We start from the raw sequence: 23,044 nt of genomic DNA, 5'->3' as shown, positions 1-23,044 counted from the left end.
ACGCCAAGGCCACGATACTGCGGGCTCACCACCCGAGGGCCAGCCATGTCGATGCGTTCGTTGCTGCTTCTGCTGTGCCTGTCGATGGTCGGCTGCAGCAGTTTGCCCAGCGACCCGGCCACCGGCCACTTTGTCAGCCGCCAGCTCACCCTCGATGGACGCATCTACCGCTACCAGGTGTTCGTGCCGGCGCCGGCGCATCGCCAGGGCCCGGTGCCGGTGGTGCTGTTCCTGCACGGCTCTGGCGAGCGCGGCGACGACGGCCGCGACCAGACCACGTCCGGCCTGGGCCCCTACCTGCGCCGCCACCTGGCTGATTTCCCGGCCCTGGTGGTGATGCCGCAGGCGCCCGACAGCGAGGAATGGAACGGTGCCAACGCGACCATGGCGCTGCAGGCGCTGGACGACAGCAGCGCCGAGTTCAACGGCGACCCGCAACGCACGTATCTGACCGGCATGTCGATGGGCGGCTACGGCACCTGGGAGATCGCCCTGAAGCAGCCGCAGCGCTTCGCCGCGCTGGTGCCGATCTGCGGCGCGATCCTGTCCCCGCACGAGGACCGCGAGTACCTGGTGGTGACGCCGGTGGCCTATCTGGCCGATCCCTACAGCGCGCTGGCGCAGCGCCTGCGGCACGTGCCGGTGTGGATCTTCCACGGCGCCCAGGACGACGTGGTGCTGCCGCACGACGACCGCAAGATTGTGCGTGCGTTCAAGAACCTCGACGCCGACGTGCGCTACACCGAATACCCGCAGGGCAACCACAACGCCTGGGATGCCACCTACCGCGACCCGAAGATGTGGCAGTGGCTGTTCGCGCAGAAGCGCAGCGACGCCGCCACGCCGACCACCGCCGACAACTGAGTGCTGCAGCCATGCGCTGCGCGCTTGCCTTGGTGTAACCGGGATGCTTACCTGACAGCGACTTTCCACCACCGTTCGATGCAGGGGGATGCATGCGACACAAGGGGATGCTGCGCGCCACAGCGTGCGCGCTGTTGGCCTGCGCCGGCCAGGGCGCGGCGGCACAGGCGCTGACCGAGCCGGTCACCACCTACCTGCAAGGCAAGGCGGCGACCGCACGCCCAGGTGTGGAGTACCGCAAGGACATCGCCACGCTGCAGACACGCTTGGACAGCATGGATGCGGCGGACATCGCCCTGCTGGACCGGATCATCGCCCATTGCAGCAGCTGGCAACGGCCCGGCCTGCGCGTGATCAGCGTCGCCGACGTGCACGAGTACGAGGCCTACATGGCCGCGCATGACGACGGCCAGCCGACCGAATGGATCGACCTCAGTTGCGCCAACGCGCTGCAAATGCGCGGCTTTGCCGCCGCCGCACAACGGCAGTGGTCGGAGGCGCTGACATGGCTCGACCAGGCGATCGCGCTCGGGCCGTATCTGTTCTCCGCCTATACCGAACGCGGCTATGCGTTGCGCAACCTCGGGCGCACGGACGAAGCGCTCGCCAGTTATCGGCAGGCGCTGGCGCTGGCCGACGTCTCGCCACGGGCGCGCGCGGGCCGCGCGATCGCGCTGCGCGGCATCGGCTCGCTGTTGATCGACACGCCGGACAAGGCCGGCGCCCGCGCGGCCCTGCAGCAGTCGCTGGAGCTGGAACCCGGCAATGCCGTCGCCCTGCACGAACTGCAGTATCTCGACCGGATGGAGGCAGCAGCGTCGCCACCGCATTAGGCGCCGCCCACGCTCCCGCGCATATCGCGCCATGTTCGTAGACGCCTGCGGCAAACAACGACGCAGATCTGTACGCGCCAATGCGCCACGGCCAGGCCTGTCGACTTCGGCCTGCCATTACGCGCGGCATGCGTCGGCGGCCAGCACCACCGCGGGTGCGATCGGGCACGACGCGGCAAACATGGAGCGCGGCGCTGCAGGCAGGGCGCAGCGGTCCTGCGGTGACGCAGGACAGTCTCCATCGCGCGACGCCATCACCTGTCGGCGATGCGCCAAACCGCGTACAGTCCGCGCTTTCGCGCACAGGGCCGGCATGGCGACCATTCCTTCCGCATCGCAGACCGCCTTCCACGCCCGCCTGCGCGCCCTGGATCCAGGTGCGGCGACGATCCCCGGTGCGGCGATTCCACCGCTGCTGCTGCCGGCATGCGACCACGATGCCTCTCCCCTGCAGCTCAGCGACAGCGGACGCTGGCTGTTGCAGGTGCTGGACGCACTGGACGCCCTGCACCAGGCCGCGCAGGCCAGCCGCCTGTCCGCCGATGCGCTGCGTCGCGACCAGAAGTTCGCCCCGCCCGGGCGGCCGTCGCTGCACCTGGTGCAGTTGCGCCAGCAGCAGGCGGCCGCGCAGCAGGCCGTGCGTCGCGCCAACCAGGCACTGGCCCAGGCCGCCACCGGCTTCGTGCGCAGCGCCGGGCTGACGCCGCCGCCACGGACCGGGCCGGTGGCGTTCGTGCAAGGGTGGATCGCACGCCATCTGGGGTAGCGGCACCGCGGTGCCGCGCGGCCCTGCCATGCAGGGATGTGCGGACAGCCCGGCGACGCGTGTCTACGCAAGCTAAACCGCGGGCGCCGGAGCGCCCATGTCGGCCCGGCCTGCACCTGCCCCGCTGCTATCCTGCACGCCCCTCGGACTGCGCTGCCCGACGCCCCATGCCCGTTCCCTCCCCCATCGCCCTCCCCTGCCTCGTTCCAGCGACCTCTTCGCGCGCGCGCATCGGCGCCCGTGCCACGGCAGCGGCGGCATGAGCATGCCCGTCGCGCATACGGCCAATCTCGCCACCTGGAGCATCTGCGCGCTGGCCACCGCCGGCGTGATCGCGCGGCCGTTCAAGCTGCCCGAGGCGTGCTGGGCGGTGGGCGGCGCGCTGCTGCTGATGGTGCTGGGGCTGATGCCCGGCGGCGAGGCGTGGCAGGCGGTGCTCAAGGGCCTGGACGTGTACCTGTTCCTGATCGGCATGATGCTGCTGTCGGAGACCGCGCGCGCCGAAGGCCTGTTCGATTGGGTGGCGATGCATGCGGTGAACCTGGCCAAGGGCTCGACCCAGCGTCTGTTCGCCCTGGTATTCGGCGTCGGCATCGTGGTCACCGCGTTCCTGTCCAACGACGCCACCGCGGTGGTGCTGACCCCGGCGGTGTACGCGGCCGCGCGCAAGGCCGGCGCCAAGCCGCTGCCGCTGCTGTTCGCCTGCGCGCTGATCGCCAACGCCGCCAGCTTCGTGCTGCCGATCTCCAACCCCGCCAACCTGGTGCTGTACGGCGGCAAGATGCCGACCCTGGGCGCGTGGATGGCCGCGTTCGCGCTGCCGTCGCTGCTGGCGATCGGCGTGACATTCGTGATGCTGCGCTGGGCCGAGCGCAAGGACCTGACCGGCCATTGCGCCGCGCGCGTGGACACGGTGCCGCTGACCCGTGGCGGCACCTTCGCCCTGGTCGGCATCCTCGCCACCGCGGTGCTGCTGGTCGGCGTCTCCGCGCTGGGCCTGGACCTGGGCCTGCCGACCTGCCTGGCCGGCCTGGCGACGCTGGGCGTGGTCTGCCTGGGCGGCCGGCAGTCGCCGCTGCCGATGGCCAAGGCGGTGTCGTGGTCGGTGCTGCCGCTGGTGGCCGGCCTGTTCGTGCTGGTGGAGGCGCTGTCGCGCACCGGCGTGATCGGCCTGCTCGCGCGCACCCTGGCCGACGCTGCCGCGCACTCGCCGCAGGCCACCGCCGGCGTCGCCGGCACCCTGCTGGCGTTCGGCTCCAACCTGATGAACAACCTGCCGGCCGGCCTGATCGCCAGCACCACCGTGGCCCAGGCACAGCCGCCGCAGTTGGTGGTGGATGCGCTGCTGATCGGCGTGGACCTGGGGCCGAACCTGTCGATCACCGGCTCGCTGGCGACCATCCTGTGGCTGACCGCGATCCGCCGCGAAGGCGAGGACGTGGGCTTCTGGCGCTTCCTCAAGGTCGGCGCGCTGGTGATGCCGCCGGCACTGCTGTGCGCCCTGGGCGCACGCCTGCTGCTGGGCTGAGCGGCGCGCGTGCACGTCGTGGATTCGGCCGCGGCGGCTTTCATCGCAGCGCGTCGCGGCTGAAGCCGCTCCTTGTATCTGGACATGTCGCCCTTAAACAGGCGTCATGTCTTCCGACTGATCATCGGAGGAGGTGTGGGAGGTCCAGTCGCTCCTAAAGCTTCGAGCTTGCATCGTAGATCGGCTCCGCCCTCCACATGCTGGCCCTTGTGTGTCCGAACGGTATCCAGAGTCCGCCCTCGGGCGTGAACTCGCATCGACAAGGCAGGACCGGGCCCAGCGCCGATCATGACCCTGACACGATGGAGGAATCGCGTATGTCTCCCGTCATAGGCATCGACGTCGCCAAACGCAGTTTCGATGTGGCCATCGATCTGACCAATGGCAAGCACCGTACCAAGGCCAAATTGTCCAACGATGCCAAGGGCTTCCAGACCCTGCAGGCATGGCTGCAGACGCATGCGCAGCCCGATAGCTGGATCGCCATGGAGGCCACCGGCACCTACCACCAGGCGCTGGCCGAGTTCCTCCACGCACGCGGCTATCGGGTGTGCGTGCTCAACCCGGCGCAGACGGCCGCGTACGCACGCAGCCAGCTCAGCCGGGTCAAGACCGATCGCAGCGATGCCAAGCTGATCGCCAGTTATGCCCTGCGTCATCGCGAGCAGTTGCGCCGTTGGTCCCCTGATCCGCCGGCGCTCAAGCAGCTCAAAGCGCTGGTGCGCCGGCGCCAGGACCTGCAACAGATGCTGCAGATGGAGCGCAACCGGCTGGAGGTCGCTCCGGCCCAGGTGAAGGACTCGATCCAGGTCCATCTGGCCGATCTGCAACACCACATCGCCCAGATCGAGCAGGCCATCGATGACCATATCGACCAGGATCCGACCTTGCGTGGGCAGCGCGAGCTGCTGGTGAGCATCCAGGGCATTGCCGACACCAGCGCGGCCTTGATGCTGGCCGAGCTTGGCGATGTGAGGCGCTTCGCCGATGCCGCGGCGGTAACCGCCTTCGCGGGCCTGAATCCGTGCCTGCAGGAATCGGGCGAGCGCAAAGGCCACGTCTGCATCTCGCGCACCGGCTCGCCCCGCCTGCGCGCGGGCCTGTTCATGCCGGCCCTGGTGGCCATGACCCACAACCCGATCATCCGGACGCTGAAACAGCGGCTGAGCGAACGCGGCAAAGCCGGCAAGCAGATCGTGTGCGCTGCCATGCGCAAGCTGCTGCACCTGGCCTACGGGGTTCTCAAATCGGGCACGGCGTTCGACCCGAAAAGGGGCCTTGCCTGCTAGGGGGTAAGACGGTATCTACAAGGGCAGGTCCGCGAGCTGTCGGTGCCGTCGCAGGAGCGGCTTCAGCCGCGACAGGCCTTACCGCGACACCTGCCGCGGTTGCTCCATGAAAAGCAACACGCGCCGCCGCTGCGGCGACACACGTGACGCGCGCAAAGCGCTGTCATGCAGCCGCGACGAACAAAGCAAACGCCGTCCGATACCCTCACGCGTCGGGACTGAAGTCCCTCCCACAACGGCGTGCCGCCACCGCCGGAGCGCGCACCCTACCCCGCGCGCAGCCGCCGCGCCACGCCGCTGACCACGGCGATCACCGCGGTCAGCGCCGCCATCGACAGGAACTGCGTGCGGGTGTCCGGCGAGGCCACCAGCAGGCCGAAGATCAGCGCCAGGATCGCCAGCGCCAGCACGGTGAGCACCGGATAGCCACGCATGCGGAACGGCAGGCGGGTGCCGGCGCGGTCGGCGCGCGCGCGCAGGATCAGTTGCGACAGCAGCGAGATCGTCCACACCAGCAGGCAGGTGGCGCCGACGATGTTCAGCAGTACCGGCAGCACCCGGTTGGGATACAGCAGCTCCAGCACCGCGGCGACGAAGCCGAACAGCACGCTGGCCAGCACCGCCAGCCACGGCACCTGCTGGCGGCTGGACGCGGCCAGCGCGCGCGGCGCTTCGCCGCGCTGGGCCAGCGAGAACATCATCCGCGAGGCGCCGTACAGATTGGCGTTGAGCGCCGACAGCAACGCGATCACCGCGATCAGGGTGATGCCGGTGGCGGCGCCGGGGATGTTGGCCACCTGCAGCACCGCGGCGAACGGCGAACTCAGCGCCTTGCTCTGCCAGGGCACCACCGCGATGATCACGCTCAGCGAGCCGATGTAGAACACCAGGATGCGCCAGGCGACGGTACGGATGGCACGGGCGATGCTGCGCTCCGGGTCGGCGGTCTCGGCCGCGGCCACCGCCACGATCTCGGTGCCGCCGAAGGCGAACACCACCACCAGCAGCGCCGCGCCGATGCCGGCCAGGCCCTTCGGCGCAAAGCCGCCGTTGCCGGTGACGTTGGACAGGCCCGGCGAGGGAACACCAGGCAGCCAGCCGGCCAGCAAGGCGATGCCGACCAGGATGAAACCGACGATCGCCGCCACCTTGAGGATGGCGAACCAGAATTCGAATTCGCCGAAGTTGCGCACGCCCAGCAGGTTGATCGCGGTGAACGCGGCCATGAACGCGATCGCGGCCGCCGGCACCGGCAAGCCCGGCCACACCGTCGCCAGCAGGCCGGCCGCGCCCACCGCCTCGGCGGCGATCACGATCACCAGTTGCAGCCACCACAGCCAGCCCACGGTGGCGCCGGCGGTCGGCCCCATCGCGTCGGTGGCATAGACCGAGAACGCGCCGCTGGCCGGCTTGGCCGCCGCCATCTCGCCCAGCGCGTTCATCACGATGATCACCAGCGCGCCGGCGACCAGGTAGGAGATCAACACCGCCGGCCCTGCCGCGTGCACGCCGACGCCGGAGCCCAGGAACAGACCGGCGCCGATCGCGCTGCCCAAGCCCATCATGATCAGTTGCCGTGGTTTCAGCGCATGGCGCAGAGCGGGAGCGGCGGCAGGCGGGACAGGCGCGGACGGATGCGGCATCGGCTCGGTCGGGTGCGGAAAACGCGACACGATACAGGCTGACGGCGACGACGTGCGGCTGCGCATGCGTTTGGCCGCTTGCGGCCGCGGATCGGCCCGCCGCAGCGGGACGGCTGCTGCAACGCAGCGCGGATCCGCGCACGTGGTTGCCAGCGACACCGCGCGGGGATGCCGACGGCCGCCTTTCGCTGCAAACGACACGGCGGAACGGCCCAACCCTGCCAATGTACGGAATCCCCTTACATCCGACACCAACGCCATTCCCGCTTACATGGTTGATTTTTCTTATTGACAGAGATACTAACGTCAGAAATACTGAACTCGACGCCTGCAAAGTCTCCTATTTCCGCACCTGCCGATGAGGGCGAACACGGAGCCGGGAGGACCGCAGGCGACGACGGACCGGGAGACGGCCCGTTGCGGGCGCCCCGGCCGGAAAGGACCACGGCTGTCGCTCGTCCCATGGCGTACAGGTCCGTACATCCAGACAAGGAGAGACACCATGATCAAACCGCTGCTGACCCTCACCGTACTGGCGGCTGCGCTGGCCGCGCCCTGCCTGCAGGCCGCCCAGCGCGCGCCGCTCAACGCCGCCGACGCGATCCAGGGCATGGGCGAACGCCTGCCCATCGGCAAGCAGAACGTCAGCCTGTCGCCGCTGTTCAAGGTCTACACGTTCGAGAAGGCCGGCCTGCGCTTCGTGCAGATCAACTCGCTGCAGGACGAGGTCATCACGGTGCTGAGCGCTACGCCCGGCACCGACACGCGGCTGCCGATCGGCAGCGCCGCCGAGGAGCAGATGATCGCGGTCAACGACGCGAAGAACCAGCCGCTGGGCATGGTGACCGCCGCGGCCAGCTGCCCGTGCAACGCCACCGTGGTCTACCGCGATGCCAACACCACCATCGTGGTGGTCTATGACTCCAATGGCCAGTACATCACGTCCTACGTGATCAGCACTCCGCGGGGCACGGCGCCCAAGTAAGCTGACATGTGTGTCTTTGCTGCGTCCTGCAGCGAAGGAAAGTGATTTCACGCACTTGGGGTTACCGCCCCACAGCGTTCGCACGGCATGACCCCCTTCTATCTGAGGGGGTCACGCACGCTGCAACTCAGCAATGCCAGGCTGACAGGCTCAGAACTCCTGCCAGTCCTTGTCCAGCGCCACCGCCGCGGCGAACGCCGGCGCGCGTCGTGCCGGTGCGGCCGCGGCCAGCGGGCGCGGGCCGCGCATGGCCGTCGGCACGGCAGTCCTGGCACGCGCCTGCACCGGTGCTGGCGACGGCGCGGCAACGGGTGCGCCGTCCAGCTTGAACAGCGCCACCGCCTGGGTCAGCTCCACCGATTGCTGCTCCATCGAACGCGCGGCCGCGGTGGCTTCTTCCACCAGCGCCGCATTCTGCTGCGTGCTTTCGTCCATCTGGGTGACGGTCTGGTTGACCTGCTCGATGCCGGCAGACTGCTCCTGCGAGGCCGCGGAGATCTCGCCCATGATGTCGGTGACGCGCTGCACCGAGGCGACGATCTCCTGCATCGTGCTGCCGGCGCGATCGACCAGCGCCGAGCCCTCGGCAACGCGGGTCACCGAGTCGTCGATCAGCGTCTTGATCTCCTTGGCGGCGTTGGCCGAACGCTGCGCCAGGGTCCGCACTTCGCTGGCGACCACCGCAAAACCGCGACCCTGCTCGCCGGCACGCGCCGCTTCCACCGCGGCGTTGAGCGCCAGGATATTGGTCTGGAAGGCGATGCCGTCGATGACGCCGATGATGTCGGCGATCTTCTTCGAGGACGCCTCGATCCCGCTCATGGTCTCGACCACCTGGCCCACCACCACGCCGCCCTGCGAGGCCACCGAGGCCGCACCGCTGGCGAGTTGGTTGGCCTGGCGCGCGTGTTCGGCGTTCTGCTTCACCGTGGAGGTTAGCTCCTCCATCGAGGCCGCGGTCTCCTCCAGGCTGGCGGCCTGCTGCTCCGTGCGACGCGACAGATCGTCGTTGCCGGTGGCGATTTCGGTGGCGGCGGCATTGATGCTGACCGCCGCGGTCTGGATGCGGCCGACGATACCGGTCAACTGGTCGGCGGTGGCATTGGCGTCGTCGCGCATCCGCGCGAACACCCCGTGGAACTCGCCGTGCATGCGCGCGGTGAGATCGCCGGCGGCGATGGCCTGCAGCAGGGACGACAGCTTGCCCAGGTTACGATCGCTGACCTCCATCATCGCGTTGAGGTCCTGCACCATCAGCCGGAAGTCGTGCTGGAAACTGGCCGCATCGCCGCGGGCACTGAAGTCGCCGGCCGCGGCCGCCGCCGCCAGACGCTTGATCTCGGTATTGATCGCCAGCAGGCTGGCCTTGGCCGCGTCCATCGATTCGTGCAGCACCGCGCGGCTGCCGGGCAGGCGGCGGGCATCGCGGCGCAGGTCGCCGTTGGCGTATGCGTTGAGCACGTCGATGGCGTCGACGATGGCGTCCAGGTGCTCGAACATCATGGTGTTTATGCCCTTGCTCAGTTCACCGTACACGCCGGGGAAGTCCTGCGGCATGCGGTGGCTCATGTCCTTGTCCGCGTGCAGCTCGATCATCAACGTGGTTTCGCGGGAGAAGCGCTGCAACTGCGTCTGCATCCCATTCATCGCCAGCAGCAGGCGGCCAGGTTCGTCGCGCGCGTCGGTGGCCACGTCGTTGTCCAGGCGGCCGGCTGCGATGGCCTCGGCGGCACGGGTGGCGCGATTCAGCGGCACGGTCAGGCTGCGGGTGATCAACCAGGCCAGCACGCTGCTGACCAGCACCACCGCCAGGCCGCCTGCGATGAGCATGGCGCGCCCACGCGCCATCGCCGCCGTCGCCGCCGCATAGGCCTCGTTGCTGCGGGTGGCCTGCAGATCGGCGTAGCGGGCGATGGCGTCCTGCCACTTCTGCGTCAGCGGCGCGGACTGCCCCATCAGCAGGGCCAGTGCTTCGTCAGGCTTGTAGTGCATGCCCAGATCGATGACGCGGTTGTTGACGTCCACGGTCAGCTGCCGCGCGCGATCGACTTCCGCCAGCACGGCCTGGCTCTGCGCACCACTGGGAATGGCGCCCGCCCGCTTGCGCGCCTCCTGGTAGCGCGCGCGCTGCTCGGTAATGACCTTGGCGAAGCGGATGTTGTCCTCCTGGGAGGTCGGCAACACGATGTTGCGGACATTGATCGCCACGGCCGAGCTCGCGTTGAGCATCTCGCTGGAAGCGCGGATCGCGGCGATGTTGCGCTGGACGATGCCGTCCAGCCGCTCGCGTGCCTGGAACAGGGTGAACAGCCCGGCAACGACCAGCGCCGAGGACAGCAGGATGAGGAGGCCGAACGCGGTGGCGAGCCGGGCACCGACGTTGTAGCGCTGAAGGAATGCAATCATGGAATGGCCTGTTTGGGGGAATTTGAAAGGGGCGATCAGGTGCCCCGGACCGCGCACGCCGACCAGTCGCCGTTGTGCGCGCCCGCATCGAATCAGGATGAAGAAACCGTGAAAAAAGCGTTTCAAATCAAACGCTTGATACCGCACCCTGCTCAATGTGCGGGCGATGTAACGGCCCCCCGTGGCCGGACTTGAGAGGCGATTGCAGAGAATTTATTGAACACCCTCAGGCATATGACAGGGGTGTGGAGAGCCCATGCGCGCGACGCGCGAACCGACGGTTTTGCGTGAAAGGCGTGTGCATTCCTTGTTGCAACAAGCGGCATGACGTTTGCTTGCAGCACGCACGCGCGGCGAACGGGAAATGGGTCGATCCGATGGCGCACGCCCCCATCCGGATGCGCGGCACAGGCGGGGAAACGCGATCGCGTTCGCATTGCCGCATCTGTCGGAGAAGAGAAGTTGCGCGACGGCGCTCGGCGCGTGCGCGACATGGAGGCACGTCGACGGTGACGCGCGATGGATGCACGGATGACGGCGACGCATGCGGCAGACTGCGCGCGCGCCTGCGCAGGAGGAGCAACGTGACGGCGATGCACGGCGCAAAGGCACGCGGTGGCGACGCCCTCCGGCCAGTCGCCGCATCGACCAGGATGCGGTCGCTCGGCTGCCGCACGCGGCGCCCGGATCGGCTGGACACGACACCGGCGGCACCAGGGCCGCCGGCCTTCGACAGAGCGAGCGGCGCGCACTGCGCCGCCCGCCCGATGACACAACCTCGTGCGGCTCAGAACTCCTGCCAGTCCTTGTCCACCGCCATCGCCGCTGCCGGCTGTGCCGCACGTCGTGCCGGCAAGGCCTTCACGACTGCCGGACCGACGCTGCGCTTGCCTGCGGGCGCCGGGGCGGCGTGCTGACGCGGCGCCTGGACCACCGGCGTGGCCGCCGAGGCGTCCAGCTTGAACAGCGCCACGGCCTGGCTCAGTTCTACCGCCTGCTGCTCCATCGAGCGCGCCGCCGCACTGGCCTCTTCCACCAACGCAGCGTTCTGCTGGGTGCTCTCGTCCATCTGCGTCACGGTCTGGTTGACCTGCTCGATGCCGGCCGACTGCTCCTGCGAAGCCGCGGAAATCTCGCCCATGATGTCGGTGACGCGCTGCACCGAGCTCACGATCTCGGTCATGGTCTTGCCGGCCTGGTCGACCAGCGCCGAGCCCTCGGCGACACGGCTCACCGAGTCGTCGATCAGACCCTTGATCTCCTTGGCAGCGCTGGCCGAACGTTGCGCCAGGGTGCGCACCTCACTGGCGACGACGGCGAAGCCACGGCCCTGGTCGCCGGCGCGCGCCGCTTCCACCGCGGCGTTCAAGGCCAGGATGTTGGTCTGGAAGGCGATGCCGTCGATCACCGAGATGATATCGGCGATGCGCCGCGACGCATCCTCGATCCCGCTCATGGTGGTCACGACCTGGCCGACCACCGCCCCGCCCTGCGAGGCGACCAAGGCGGCGCCCACCGCCAACTGGTTGGCCTGGCGGGCATGCTCGGCGTTCTGGCGCACCGTGGAGGTCAACTCCTCCATCGAGGCTGCGGTTTCTTCCAGGCTGGCGGCCTGCTGTTCGGTGCGGCGCGACAGGTCGTCGTTGCCGGCGGCGATCTCGGTGGCCGCGGCATTGATCGACACCGCCGAATGCTTGATGCGGCCGACGATGCCGGCCAGTTGTTCGGCGGTGGCGTTGGCGTCGTCGCGCATCTGCGCGAACACGCCGCGGAAGTCGCCGTGCATGCGCGCGGTCAGGTCGCCCGCGGCGATCGCCTGCAGCAGCGTCGACAGCGCCTGCAGATTGCCGTCGGCGGTGGCCATCAGCTGGTTCAGGCTCTCCACCATCACCCGGAAGTCGTACTGGAAGCGCTCGGCGTCGCCGCGCGCGCTGAAATCGCCGTCCGCGGCGGAGGTGGCGAGTTGCTTGATCTGCCCGTTCATCGCCGACAGGTTGGCCTTGACCTCGTCCATGGTCTGGCTCAGCACCGCTTCTTCGCCCGGCAAGCGGTCCATGTCCTGCGACAGGTCGCCGATCGCGTAGCGGCCCATGATCTGCGCCAGGCGCGTCTTCACCGCCAGGTGCGAGGCGACCAGCGCGTTGGTCTCGGCGGCCATGCGGCCGTAGTCGCCGGGGAAGGCCTGCGCTTCGATGCGATGGCTGACTTCGCCGGCGTCATGGCGCTTGGCCATCTCCAACTGCGCGCCGATCAGGTTGCTGACCTGCTGCTGCATGCCCTGCATCGCGACCAGCAGGCGCCCGGTCTCGTCGCGGGCATCGGTGCGCACGTCGTTGTCCAGCTTGCCGCTGGCGATGGCCTCGGCGACGCGCGTGGCACGGGTCAGCGGCACGGTCAGGCTACGCGTGATCAGCCACGCCAGCAGGCCGCTGACCAGGACCACGACGATGCCGCCGGACACCAGCAGGCTGCGGCCGCGGTCCATCGCCGCGTTGGCGCTGGCGTAGGCTTCGGCGCCGCGCACGCGCTGGCGGTTGGCATAGGCGGTGATGGCGTCCTGCCATTGCTTGTTCGCCGGCGCGGCCTGGCCCAGCATCACCTTCAGAGCTTCGTCGGGCTTGTAGTGCATGCCCAGCTCCAGCACCTGCTGGTTGGCCGCGCGGGTGCGCTGGTAGGCGTCGTCGATCTGCTTGCGCATCTGCGTGCCGGTGGCGTCGCTGACCGGAATCGCATAGAGCTTGTCGTGGATCTGGTCGTAGTAGCGGCGTTGCTCTTCGACGATCTTGGTGAAGCCTTCGTTCTCCTCCTGCGTGGTCGGCAGCACGATGTTGCGCAGGTTGATCGCGATCAGCGAACTGGCGTTGCGCATCTCGCTGGTGTAATCGAGGATCTGCATGCGTCGGTTGACGATGGTGTCCATCATGTCGCGCGCCTGTTTCAACGTCAGCAGACCGGCGACGACGAGCGCACAGGACAGCAGGATGAGGACGCCGAAGGCGGACGCGAGCCGCGTCCCGACGTTGTAGCGTTGCAGGATTCCGATCATGAGCAGGCACCAAGTAAGAAAAGGAGAGCGACCCGCGCCACGATCTGGATCGCGCAGGACGCCCTCAGGCCAACGGCCTGGGCGCGATGCGACGGAGAAGAAGGAAAGGACACTTCCAGCCCCGACCGCATCGGCGATGTCCCGTGCGGGTACTCGCAGTAGGTAACGGCGGTCGGCTGCGATTCTTGATGCGCAACTGCGCACAGTTTTTTGAATTGGGTCAACCTTGTGACCGGCGCGTGCACGCCGCACGGGGACCGTTCCCCGATCGGTCCGCACGTGTGAAATCCATGTGAATTAATGGCCTGCTCTGGCGTCGCCGATGCGATACGGCCCGAGCGGCCGTTGCCGCGGCCGCGACGCGGGTGCGGCCGACATGCGGCAAACGACACACAGTTCAGCCGCCGTCGACCGCCTCCGCGCCATCGGGCACGGAGGCGGGGCGCTTCATTCGGCCAGATTGGTGCCTGCACCGGCGGTGGCGATGACCTTGGCCTTGACTTGCGCGGCGGGGATCGCCGTGTACAGATAGCCCAGCGGCTCCGGGTAGGTCTTGGACGAAATCCAGGTTGTCGCGTTGGCGTAGGGCTTGCTGGTGCTTTCCGGCACGGTCCAGGTGATGCCGCTGCCGACGTAGTTGTTGATCAGGTCCCAGTAGCCGATCTCGCTGCTGTCGCGCGAGGTGACCGGGTTCTTGATGTTCTCGAAGTAGTTGGCCTCGATCAGCGCCACGCCGCCCATGCGCACGTTGATGCCGGAGGTGAAGACGTTGTTGAAGTAGTTGTTGTAGATGTGGCTCAAGCCGCGCCGCTGCAGCGGCAGGCGCGATTCCACGTTCTCGAAGCGGTTGTGGTGGTAGGTGGTGCGTGCGGCGGCATTCTGGGTGTCGCTGTCGCTGTAGCCGTTGAGCGCGACCTTCTGGTAGTCGTGGATGTAGTTGTAGGACACGGTGACGTGGTTGACGCCCTTCTTCATGTCGATGCCGCCGTCGAAGGAGGCGTCGCCGGCGCCGGCGCACTTGGTCAGCGAGGCGAAGATGGTGTTGTGGTCCACCCAGATGTTGGACGGCTGGCCGCTGGAATTGCCTTCCAGGGAGATCGAATCGGCATCCTCGCCGCCGGGCAGCAGGCCGATGGTCATGTTGCGGATGATGACGTTGTGCGCGTTGCCGACCACGCGCACGCCGAAGTTCGCCGACGAGCCATTCGCGCCCTTGATGGTGATGTCGCGCTTGTTCTTGATCTGCACGGTCTTGGCCGGCAGCTTCCATTGCGTGCACACGTCGGTGATGCTGGCGAAGTTGAAGCTGCCGGTGTAGTTGAGCACCAGGCCGCCGGAGCCGGCGTAGTTGTCGATCGCCGCCTGCATCGCCTCCATCGTGGCGACGTTGACCGGGATGGCACTGCCGCCGCCGGTGGTGTTGGCCCCATAACCGACCGGGCCGGCGAAGGCCGGAGCGGCGCACAAGGCCAGAGCGAGCGCCAATGCGCCCTTGCGGAACTGCTGCTGCATGATCTCTCTCCCATCTGTCGCGATGAGTGCAGGCCACATGGCAGTGCGCGCATGCGCCAACACGGGGGCGTGGGGGCCGGCGCATTCTTGGAATGCGCGCGGCGGCCCACGCAATCGCCGCGACACCGAACTGGAATCCCACACTCCGTTCGCCGCACAGGACAGGACAAGCGGACACGCACGGTCCGCAGGAGACAGACAGCGACAGGCGGAGACAGGCCGTCTGCACGCGCGCCACGGTGGGCGCCGGCCGCCGGCAACGACGGCGAACGCACGCGCATCGCACGCGCCGCCAACACCAACGGCGCGGCGAACAGGGACAGGCGCGCGCCGATGGCGGGCGGCCGCGAATGTTGCGGCCGCAGCACGTTTGCGCGGGCGCGGCGGTACTGCGGACCGCCGCGCGCGGCTCAGCTCACCGTATCGAGGCGGTTGTCGCTGCGGTCGGCGTCGGGCAGCACGTGGTCCGGATCCAAGGTCACGTGCAGCACCTTCTGCGTGCTCGGCACACGGATCTGCGGCTGGGTCTGCTGCATCCAGGTCTCCACCGGCACGCGCTGGTCGAGGTGGCTGCCGTCGGCGAAGTCAATGCGCAGGGTCGCCGGCATCACCAGCTTCTGGCGGCTGCGCAGGGTCACCAGCAGGCCCTTGGCCGGGTCGTGGTCGACGTAGGCGGCCGCGCGCACGCCCATGTCCAGCTGCCAGTTGTTGAAATACCAGCCGCGCCACCACCAGCTCAGGTCCTCGCCGGACTCGCTCTCCATCAGCCGGAAGAAGTCCGACGGCGTCGGGTGCTTGTAGGCCCAGGTGGCGATGTACTTGCGGAACGCCGGATCGAAGCGCGCCGGCCCGAGGATCTGTTCGCGCAGCAGCACCAGGCCCAGCGCACCCTTGAAGTAGGTCAGCGGATGCCGGTAGGTCTCGCTGGTGGCGTCGGCGCGATCGAGCAGGGTCGGCGCTTTCGCGTCGGCCAGCAGCGGCAGGATTTCGTCCACCGGGTTGCCGCCGCCGGGCGCGTACTCGCCATCGCGCTTGGGCGCGAATTCGCCGTGATTGATCGCGTCGGAGGCGTAGACGTCAATGAAGGTGTTGAAGCCCTCGTCCATGAACGCATGCCGGCGCTCGTTGGAGCCGACGATCATCGGGAACCAGCCGTGGCCCAGTTCGTGCGCGGTGATCCAGAACAGTTGCTTGCCGCCGTCCTCCATGTCGTCGAAGACGATGCCCGGGTACTCCATGCCGGCGCCGTGGCCGCCCAGGTTCACCGCCGCCGGCCACGGGTACGGATACCACTGCGAGAAGTGCTCGATCGAGGCCTTCACGAACTCGGTGGAGCGGCCCCACTTGTCACTGCCGACCGCGCTGCGCGGATACACCGACATCGCCAGCGCATGCTTGCCCGCGGGCAGGTTGATCCGCGCCGCATCCCAGACGAAGGCCGGCGAGGCGGCGAACGCAACGTCGCGGGTGTGGTCCATGTGGAAGCGCCAGGTCTGGGTGCCGCTGGCGCTGGGCCGGCTGGCCGGCGTACCCACTTCATCGGCGCCGCGGATGGTCACGGTGCTGTCGCTGGCGGCCGCCTGCGCCAGACGCTGGCGCTGGGTGGCGGTGAGCACCTGCGCCGGGTTCACCAGTTCGCCGGACCCGGCGACCAGGTAGTCCCACGGCACCGTCACCGCGTAGTCGAAATCGCCGTACTCCAGGTAAAACTCCGCGCCCAGGTAGGGCTGGGTGTCCCAGCCGCGCAGGTCGTCGTACACCGCCATGCGCGGATACCATTGCGCGATCTCGTAGATGTCGCCATCGGCGGTGGGCGTGACCGCGGTGCGGCCGCCCCAGGTACCGGGCACGGTATAGGCGTAGTCGATGTGCAGCTTCAGCGCCTTGCCGCTGGCCAGCGACTGCGGCAGGTCCACGCGCATGCGCGTGTCGTCGATCAGGAAGGTGGCCGGCACGCGCTTGCCGCCCTGCTCCAGTTCGACCTTGGCGATGCGGTAGCCGTCGGTGCTCTGCGGTGCAGGCCGGTCGGCGCGCACGGCGCGCAGGGTGCGGGCGCGGGCATCGGCGCGGTACAGGTTCTGGTCCAGTTGCAGCCACAGCACGTCCAGGGTGTCCGGGCTGCGGTTGCTGTAGGTGATGGTCTCCTGGCCGCGCAGCGTGTGCGTGGCCGGTTCCAGGGTGGCGTGCAGGTCGTAGTCGGCGCGGTTCTGCCAGTACTGCGGGCCGGGCACGCCGCCGCCGCTGCGGTGGGCGTTGGCCGGCTGCGGCAACTGCAGCGGTGCGAACAGCGCCTGCGGATCGTAGGTGCCGGCGCTGTCCGCGGCAGCCGTAGCAGCAGTGGCGGCGTCGGCCTGGGCGGCGGCGACAAGGGAAACACAGGCCGCGGCGAACGCAGCGCGGCGCAGGACAAGGATCATGGTGGCGTCCGTGGGGAGGATCGCTACCGATGGTAGGCCGAATCGGGATGGCGCGGATGTGCCGATCGCCATCTTCGGCAGCGGATGCATGGCAAGACGGGGTAGGAGCGGCTTCAGCCGCGACAGGCCTTACCGGGAATGCCTGTCGCGGCTGATCCCCGAAAGGGGGACAAGAGCCGCTCCTACGACAGCGGGGAGACACTTGCCGCGCTCAGCCCAGCAAGGTCTCCAGCACCGCCATGCGCACCGCCACGCCGTTGGCAACCTGGCGCAGGATGCACGACTGCGCGCCGTCGGCGACCTCGTCGGTGATCTCCACGCCACGGTTGATCGGGCCCGGATGCAGCACCACCGCGTCCTTCGACGCACGGCGCAGCCGCTCGGCGGTGAGGCCGTACTGGCCGTGGTAGTCCTCCAGCGAGGTCACCAAGCCTTCCTCCATGCGCTCGCGCTGCAGGCGCAGCATCATCACCGCGTCCACGCCGTCGAGCATGGCGTCGAAGTCCTCGCCCACCACGCAGCCGTCCAGGGTGCCGTCGTCGGGCAGCAGCGCGCGCGGGCCGCAGACGCGCACCTCGCCGGCACCGAGGGTGCGCAGCGCGTGCAGGTCCGAGCGCGCCACCCGCGAGTGCTTGACGTCGCCGACGATGACCAGCTTGAGCTTGGAGAAATCGCCGCCCTTGGCGTGGCGCAGGGTCAGCATGTCGAGCAGGCCCTGGGTGGGATGCGCGCTGCGGCCGTCGCCGGCGTTGATCAGCGCGGTGCCCTCGCCCGCCGCCTCGGCCAGGCGCTCCACCGCACCGTCCTCGGGGTGGCGCACGACGAAACCGCGCACGCCCATCGCTTCCAGGTTCTTCAGCGTGTCGCGCGCGGTCTCGCCCTTGCGCGTGGACGAGGTGGAGGCGTCGAAGTTCAGCACGTCGGCGCCGAGCCGCTGCGCGGCCAGGTGGAACGAACTGCGGGTGCGCGTGGACGGCTCGAAGAACAGCGTGCACACCGCGGTGCCGGCCAGCACGTTGCGCTTGCCGACCCGGCCCACCGCCGCGTCGCGGATCTGCCCGGCGCGGTCCAGCAGTTGCAGCAGGGTCGCGCGCGGCAGCCCTTCCAGGGTCAGCAGGTGGCGCAGGCGCCCGTTCGAATCGAGTTGCGGATCAGTCATGGCGGGTCCGGGCTGTGGATCAGGAAAGGGGAATGGCGTCGTCGGGCGCGGCCAGCCAGCGCTCCACGATCACCGCGGCGGCGACCGCGTCCAGCGCGGCGGCATCGCGGCGGCGCTTGCGGCCGGCGGCACGGTCGACGGCGAAGCGTTGCGCAGCCTCGACCGAACTGGAGCGTTCGTCGACCAGCACCACCGGCAGGCGGTAGCGCGTGCCGAGCTCGCGTGCGAAGGCATGCGCACGCTTGCGGTTGGGCTGGTCGGCGCCGTCGAGGGTGAGCGGATCGCCGACCACCAGGCCGTGCGGCCGCCATTCGGCGTGCAGGCGGTCCAGCGCCGGCCAGTCCGGCCCCTGCGCGTGCACGTCGATCACCGCCAGCGCGCGCGCGCCGGTGCCGAACGGGCTGCCGACGGCCACGCCGATGCGGCGGTGGCCGACGTCGAAGCCGAGCACGGTGCCGTCGCGGCGGATCGTCGCGGGCGCCGGCGCACCAGCCTCAGGCAGGCCGGACTCAGGCATGCCCGCTGTAGTCGGTGAGGCGGAACAGGTCCACGCCGATGCGCCCGGCCGCGGTCTGCCAGCGCCGCTCCAGCGGCAGCTCGAACAGCAGTTCGGCATCGGCCGGTGCGGTCAGCCAGCTGTTCTCGCCCAGTTCGTACTCCAGTTGGCCGGCGCCCCAGCCGGCGCAGCCCAGCGCGACCACCGCGTTGCGCGGGCCTTCGCCGCGCGCCATCGCCTCGAGCACGTCGCGCGAGGTGGTCAGGTACAGGCCGTCGGCGAACGCCAGGCTGGAATCCCAGCCGTGCGCGCCGTCGTGGATGACGAAGCCGCGCTCCGGATGCACCGGGCCGCCGCTGAGCACCACCTGCTCGCGCAGCGTGGCGTCGATGGTCTCGATGCCCATCTGTTCCAGCACTTCGCCCAGGGTGTATTCGGAGGCGCGGTTGACCACCACGCCCATCGCGCCGTTTTCGTCGTGCTGACAGATCAGCGCCACGCTGCGGGCGAAGTTGGGATCGGACAGCGCCGGCAGCGCGATCAGCAGTTGGTTGGCCAGAGGCGTGGGCAAAGCGGACATGGCCCCATTCTATCGTCCCTCCCGCGTGCGCGCTGCCCGGGCGGCGGCGGGCTGCCATAATCCGCCCGACCGCGGCCGCGACCGGTCGCCCAGGAGCACGCACGCATGGACACGCCCCCCGACCTGCCACGCCAGACCCGCGCCTTCATCGTGCTGGTGGCCCTGCTGCAGGGCGCGCTGCTGTACCTGGCGCAGCGCGGCGCCGAGAGCGGCCTGTGGCCGTTCGGCTCCCTGGGCGGTCAGGTGTGCTGGTACACCCTGGTGCTGACCGTGCCGACCATGACCCTGCTGTCGGTGCGGCACCTGGGCGCGCTGCGCCTGTGGCAGCACACCATCGCCGTGGCGGTGCTGGTGGCGGCCCTGTCGGCCTGGGCCGTCTGGAACGCCACCGGCGCGCCCGGCCTGCGCGCCAGCGAGGTGCTGGGCCCGTTCGGCGCGACCCTGGCGCTGGCGATGTTCGTGCTGCTGCCGTGGCTGCAGTGCCGACTGCAGTACGGGCGCTGGCACGCGCCGTACCGCGACCTGTTCGAGCACGCCTGGCAGAACGCGCTGACCCTGGCGCTGGCGCTGCTGTTCGTGGGGATCTGCTGGCTGGTGCTGTGGCTGTGGGGCGCGCTGTTCGCGCTGGTCAAGCTAACCCTGTTCCGCGACCTGTTCCGGCAGACCGCCTTCGTCTATCTGGCCACCGGCACCATGTTCGGCCTGGGCATCCTGATCGGCCGCACCCAGCAGCGCGCGGTGCAGGTGATGCGGCAGATCCTGTTCGCGATCTGCACCGGGCTGCTGCCGCTGCTGGCGTTCGTGGCGGTGCTGTTCGCGCTGAGCCTGCCGTTCACCGGTCTGCAGCCGCTGTGGGAAACCCGTGCGGCGGCCAGCATCCTGGCCGCCGTGGTGGTCACGCTGGTGGTGTTCGTCAATGCGGTGTACCAGGACGGCACCGCCGACGCGCCCTACCCGGCCTGGCTGCAACGGGTGATCGACGCCGGGCTGCTGAGCCTGCCGCTGTACGCAGGGCTGGCGCTGTACGCGCTGTGGCTGCGCATCGCGCAGTACGGCTGGAGTACCGAGCGCTTTGCCGGCGTGCTGGTCGCGGTGGTCGCCTGCGGCTACGCATGTGGCTATGCCTGGGCGGTGCTGCGCCCGGGCGCACGCTGGCTGCAGCCGCTGGCTCCGGTGAACCGGGTGTTGTCGTGGGTGGTGATCGGCGTGGCGCTGGCGACCAGTTCGCCGCTGCTGGACCCCTACCGCCTGGTCGTCGGCAACCAACTGCAGCGCCTGGCCGATGGCCGCACCAGCGCCGCGCAACTGGACCTGGCCTATCTGCGCTTCGACAGCGGCCGCCGTGGCTACCGCGCGGTGCAGGCGCTGCGCGAGGTGCCCGCGTTCGCCGACGATCCAGTGCAGCGCGAGCGCCTGCAGCGGATGCTGCAGCGCCAGAAGCGCTGGGGCGACGAGGACGACGAAACGCCGCGCAGCGACGATCCGCTGCAGGTGCGCCAGCGCGTGGTGGTGGCCGCCGGCAGCGTCGATCCCGACGCCGCGTGGTGGCAGGCGCTGCTGGCCGGGCGCATCGAGGACGCCAACTGTCGGCGCGAGCACGCGCACTGCGTGGCGCTGCGCCGCGACCTGGACGGCGATGGCCACGACGAGGTGCTGCTGTGCAATGCCAGCGTCGGCTATGGCGTCGAATGCCGCATCCACACCGACCCGGGCAGCGGCTGGCGCGACGTGGCGCGGACGCATTTCTTCCCGCGTCGTGGCGACAACGCCGAGGCGCTGTACCAGGCACTGCGCGACGGCAAGCTGCAGGTGCTGCCGCGGCGCTGGCCCGACCTGCAACTGCCCGGCACCCAGCGGACCGAGCTGTACCCCGCCGACCCCAACGACCAGATCGACTGACGGACACCCGCCGCATGAGCAGCTATTGCGATATCGCCCCTGGCCATCCGGTGCATGGCCACTACCACGACCACGAGTATGGCGTCCCGCAACGCGCCGAAGCCGACCTGTTCGAGCGGCTGGTGCTGGAGATCAATCAGGCCGGGCTGAGCTGGGAGCTGATGCTGAAGAAGCGCGCCGGTTTCCGCGCCGCCTACGCCGGCTTCGACGTGGACACGGTGGCGGCCTTCGGCGAGGCCGACGTGCTGCGCCTGCTCGGCGATGCCGGCATCATCCGCAACCGGCTCAAGGTGCAGGCGGCGATCCACAACGCGCAGGTGATCCAGGGGCTGCGGGCCAGCCACGGCAGCTTCGCCGCGTGGTTGGACGCACACCATCCGCGCAGCAAGGCCGAGTGGATCAAGCTGTTCAAGCGCACTTTCCGCTTCACCGGCGGCGAGATCACCGGCGAGTTCCTGATGAGTCTGGGCTACCTGCCCGGCGCGCACCGGGAAGACTGCCCGGCGTTCGCGCGCATCGCGCAACTGGATCCGCCGTGGATGCGCGCCGGCTGAGGACGCCGGCACGCAAGCGCCGGCACGACGTCGCCTTGGCGCGGCCTGCACGAGCGCTGCACGACAGCGACGGCATGGTCGGCGCATGGCTTTGCGCATCGGCATTTCCGGCTGGCGCTACCCGCGCTGGCGCGGCGTCTTCTACCCGTCCGAGCTGACCCAGCGGCGGGAGCTGGAATATGCCGCGCGATGCTTCCGCTCGGTGGAACTCAACGGTTCGTTCTATTCGCTGCAGACCCCGAAGAGCTACGCCGCCTGGCACGACGCCACCCCGGGCGGCTTCGTGTTCGCGGTCAAGGGCCCGCGCTCCGTCACCCACCTGAAGCGGCTGCGCGACTGCGAGCAGCCGCTGGCCAATTTCTTCGCTTCCGGCCTGCTCGCGCTGGGACCGAAGCTCGGGCCGCTGCTGTGGCAGTTGCCGCCGTCGCTGGCCTTCGATCACGACCTGCTGGATGCCTTCCTGACGCTGCTGCCGCGCACCAGCGAGGCCGCCCTGGCGCTGGCGCGCAAACGCGACACTGCGCGCATGCGCGAACGCAGCGTGCTGCGGATCGACCGCAACCGGCGCCTGCGCCATGCACTGGAAGTGCGCCACCCCAGCTTCGCCACGCCGGAGGCGGTGGCCTTGCTTCGGAAACATCGGGTGGCGCTGGTGCAGGCCGACACGGGCGGCAAGTGGCCCTACCTGGAAGACGTGACCGCCGACTTCCTGTACCTGCGCCTGCACGGCGATGCGCAACTCTATGCCAGCGGCTACGACGACAAGGCGCTCGACGCCTGGGCCAGGCGCATCGACGCCTGGCACCGCGGCGGCGAGCCGGCCGACGCACAGCGAGTCGGTCCTCGCGCCCCGACGCGGGCGCGCCGCGACGTGTACTGCTATTTCGACAACGACATAAAGGTGCACGCACCGTTCGACGCGCGGCGCCTGGCGCAACGGCTGGGCGTGCCGACGCCGTGCCCGGCGCGCGGCGACAGCGACGATTGAGCGGCCCGCTATGCCGGGACTACGCGTCACACCACGGCGCTGTCCCGCCGCTATCGCGTAGGAGCGGCTCTTGTCCCCT

17 protein-coding genes are annotated in these 23,044 nt (G+C 69.2%); 9 read left to right on the top strand and 8 right to left on the bottom strand.

Annotation, left to right across the window (positions count from 1 at the left end; all coding sequences use genetic code 11):
* The first annotated feature begins 45 nt into the window (after nt 1-45).
* The 5 genes from AC1G9L_RS07795 (at nt 46) to AC1G9L_RS07775 (ending at nt 5,280) form a co-directional block, all read left to right on the top strand.
* Nucleotides 46-864 (top strand): carboxylesterase family protein, encoded by an 819-nt coding sequence (locus AC1G9L_RS07795; protein ID WP_481070619.1) that lies wholly within the window; start codon nt 46-48, stop codon nt 862-864.
* Between the two features lie 92 nt (nt 865-956).
* Nucleotides 957-1,697, top strand: a complete 741-nt coding sequence (locus AC1G9L_RS07790; protein ID WP_481070618.1) for a tetratricopeptide repeat protein — start codon at nt 957-959, stop codon at nt 1,695-1,697.
* Nucleotides 1,698-2,010: 313 nt separating this feature from the next.
* Complete coding sequence (locus AC1G9L_RS07785) at nt 2,011-2,463, top strand: hypothetical protein (RefSeq protein ID WP_481070617.1); 453 nt, start codon at nt 2,011-2,013, stop codon at nt 2,461-2,463.
* A gap of 259 nt (nt 2,464-2,722) precedes the next feature.
* Nucleotides 2,723-3,991 (top strand): arsenic transporter, encoded by a 1,269-nt coding sequence (locus tag AC1G9L_RS07780; RefSeq protein WP_041500366.1) that lies wholly within the window; start codon nt 2,723-2,725, stop codon nt 3,989-3,991.
* A 317-nt stretch (nt 3,992-4,308) separates the two neighbouring features.
* On the top strand, nt 4,309-5,280 hold the full coding sequence (locus AC1G9L_RS07775; RefSeq protein WP_481070616.1) for an IS110 family RNA-guided transposase: 972 nt from the start codon (nt 4,309-4,311) through the stop codon (nt 5,278-5,280).
* A 266-nt stretch (nt 5,281-5,546) separates the two neighbouring features.
* Here AC1G9L_RS07775 and AC1G9L_RS07770 read toward each other — a convergent pair whose 3' ends face one another.
* Nucleotides 5,547-6,923 carry an amino acid permease gene (locus tag AC1G9L_RS07770; protein WP_481070615.1) on the bottom strand — a complete coding sequence of 459 codons (1,377 nt, stop codon included), beginning with the start codon at nt 6,921-6,923 and terminating at the stop codon, nt 5,547-5,549.
* Between the two features lie 502 nt (nt 6,924-7,425).
* Here AC1G9L_RS07770 and AC1G9L_RS07765 point away from each other — a divergent pair.
* A complete protein-coding gene (locus AC1G9L_RS07765; RefSeq protein ID WP_019801155.1) occupies nt 7,426-7,908 on the top strand; it encodes a hypothetical protein in 483 nt (160 codons plus the stop codon).
* Between the two features lie 150 nt (nt 7,909-8,058).
* On the opposite strand, the gene AC1G9L_RS07760 is transcribed toward AC1G9L_RS07765, so the two are convergent.
* The 7 genes from AC1G9L_RS07760 to AC1G9L_RS07730 all read right to left on the bottom strand — a co-directional run bounded on the left by AC1G9L_RS07760 (nt 8,059) and on the right by AC1G9L_RS07730 (nt 19,524).
* Nucleotides 8,059-10,314 (bottom strand): methyl-accepting chemotaxis protein, encoded by a 2,256-nt coding sequence (locus tag AC1G9L_RS07760; RefSeq protein ID WP_481070614.1) that lies wholly within the window; start codon nt 10,312-10,314, stop codon nt 8,059-8,061.
* Nucleotides 10,315-11,101: 787 nt separating this feature from the next.
* A complete protein-coding gene (locus AC1G9L_RS07755) occupies nt 11,102-13,360 on the bottom strand; it encodes a methyl-accepting chemotaxis protein (RefSeq protein ID WP_481070613.1) in 2,259 nt (752 codons plus the stop codon).
* A 447-nt stretch (nt 13,361-13,807) separates the two neighbouring features.
* On the bottom strand, nt 13,808-14,872 hold the full coding sequence (locus AC1G9L_RS07750; RefSeq protein WP_019799374.1) for a pectate lyase family protein: 1,065 nt from the start codon (nt 14,870-14,872) through the stop codon (nt 13,808-13,810).
* A gap of 410 nt (nt 14,873-15,282) precedes the next feature.
* The gene (locus AC1G9L_RS07745) at nt 15,283-17,289 is read right to left on the bottom strand and encodes a M1 family metallopeptidase (protein ID WP_481070612.1); all 2,007 of its coding nucleotides are present in this window, start codon (nt 17,287-17,289) and stop codon (nt 15,283-15,285) included.
* Between the two features lie 211 nt (nt 17,290-17,500).
* Nucleotides 17,501-18,448, bottom strand: a complete 948-nt coding sequence (locus AC1G9L_RS07740; protein ID WP_019801784.1) for an aspartate carbamoyltransferase catalytic subunit — start codon at nt 18,446-18,448, stop codon at nt 17,501-17,503.
* A gap of 19 nt (nt 18,449-18,467) precedes the next feature.
* A complete protein-coding gene (gene ruvX / locus AC1G9L_RS07735) occupies nt 18,468-18,950 on the bottom strand; it encodes a Holliday junction resolvase RuvX (protein WP_481071061.1) in 483 nt (160 codons plus the stop codon).
* A 7-nt stretch (nt 18,951-18,957) separates the two neighbouring features.
* Nucleotides 18,958-19,524, bottom strand: a complete 567-nt coding sequence (locus AC1G9L_RS07730) for a YqgE/AlgH family protein (protein WP_010344126.1) — start codon at nt 19,522-19,524, stop codon at nt 18,958-18,960.
* Nucleotides 19,525-19,629: 105 nt separating this feature from the next.
* Between AC1G9L_RS07730 and AC1G9L_RS07725 the strand changes: the two genes are divergently transcribed.
* The 3 genes from AC1G9L_RS07725 (at nt 19,630) to AC1G9L_RS07715 (ending at nt 22,965) form a co-directional block, all read left to right on the top strand.
* On the top strand, nt 19,630-21,423 hold the full coding sequence (locus tag AC1G9L_RS07725) for a DUF4153 domain-containing protein (RefSeq protein ID WP_481070611.1): 1,794 nt from the start codon (nt 19,630-19,632) through the stop codon (nt 21,421-21,423).
* A 14-nt stretch (nt 21,424-21,437) separates the two neighbouring features.
* Nucleotides 21,438-21,977 (top strand): DNA-3-methyladenine glycosylase I, encoded by a 540-nt coding sequence (locus AC1G9L_RS07720; RefSeq protein WP_019802197.1) that lies wholly within the window; start codon nt 21,438-21,440, stop codon nt 21,975-21,977.
* An 85-nt stretch (nt 21,978-22,062) separates the two neighbouring features.
* Nucleotides 22,063-22,965: a DUF72 domain-containing protein gene (locus tag AC1G9L_RS07715; protein WP_481070610.1), complete on the top strand. Its 903-nt coding sequence runs from the start codon at nt 22,063-22,065 to the stop codon at nt 22,963-22,965.
* The last annotated feature ends 79 nt before the right edge of the window (nt 22,966-23,044 follow it).

This window comes from Xanthomonas sp. NCPPB 1132, from assembly GCF_056629235.1.
This window is presented reverse-complemented; position numbering and strand designations above follow the sequence as displayed.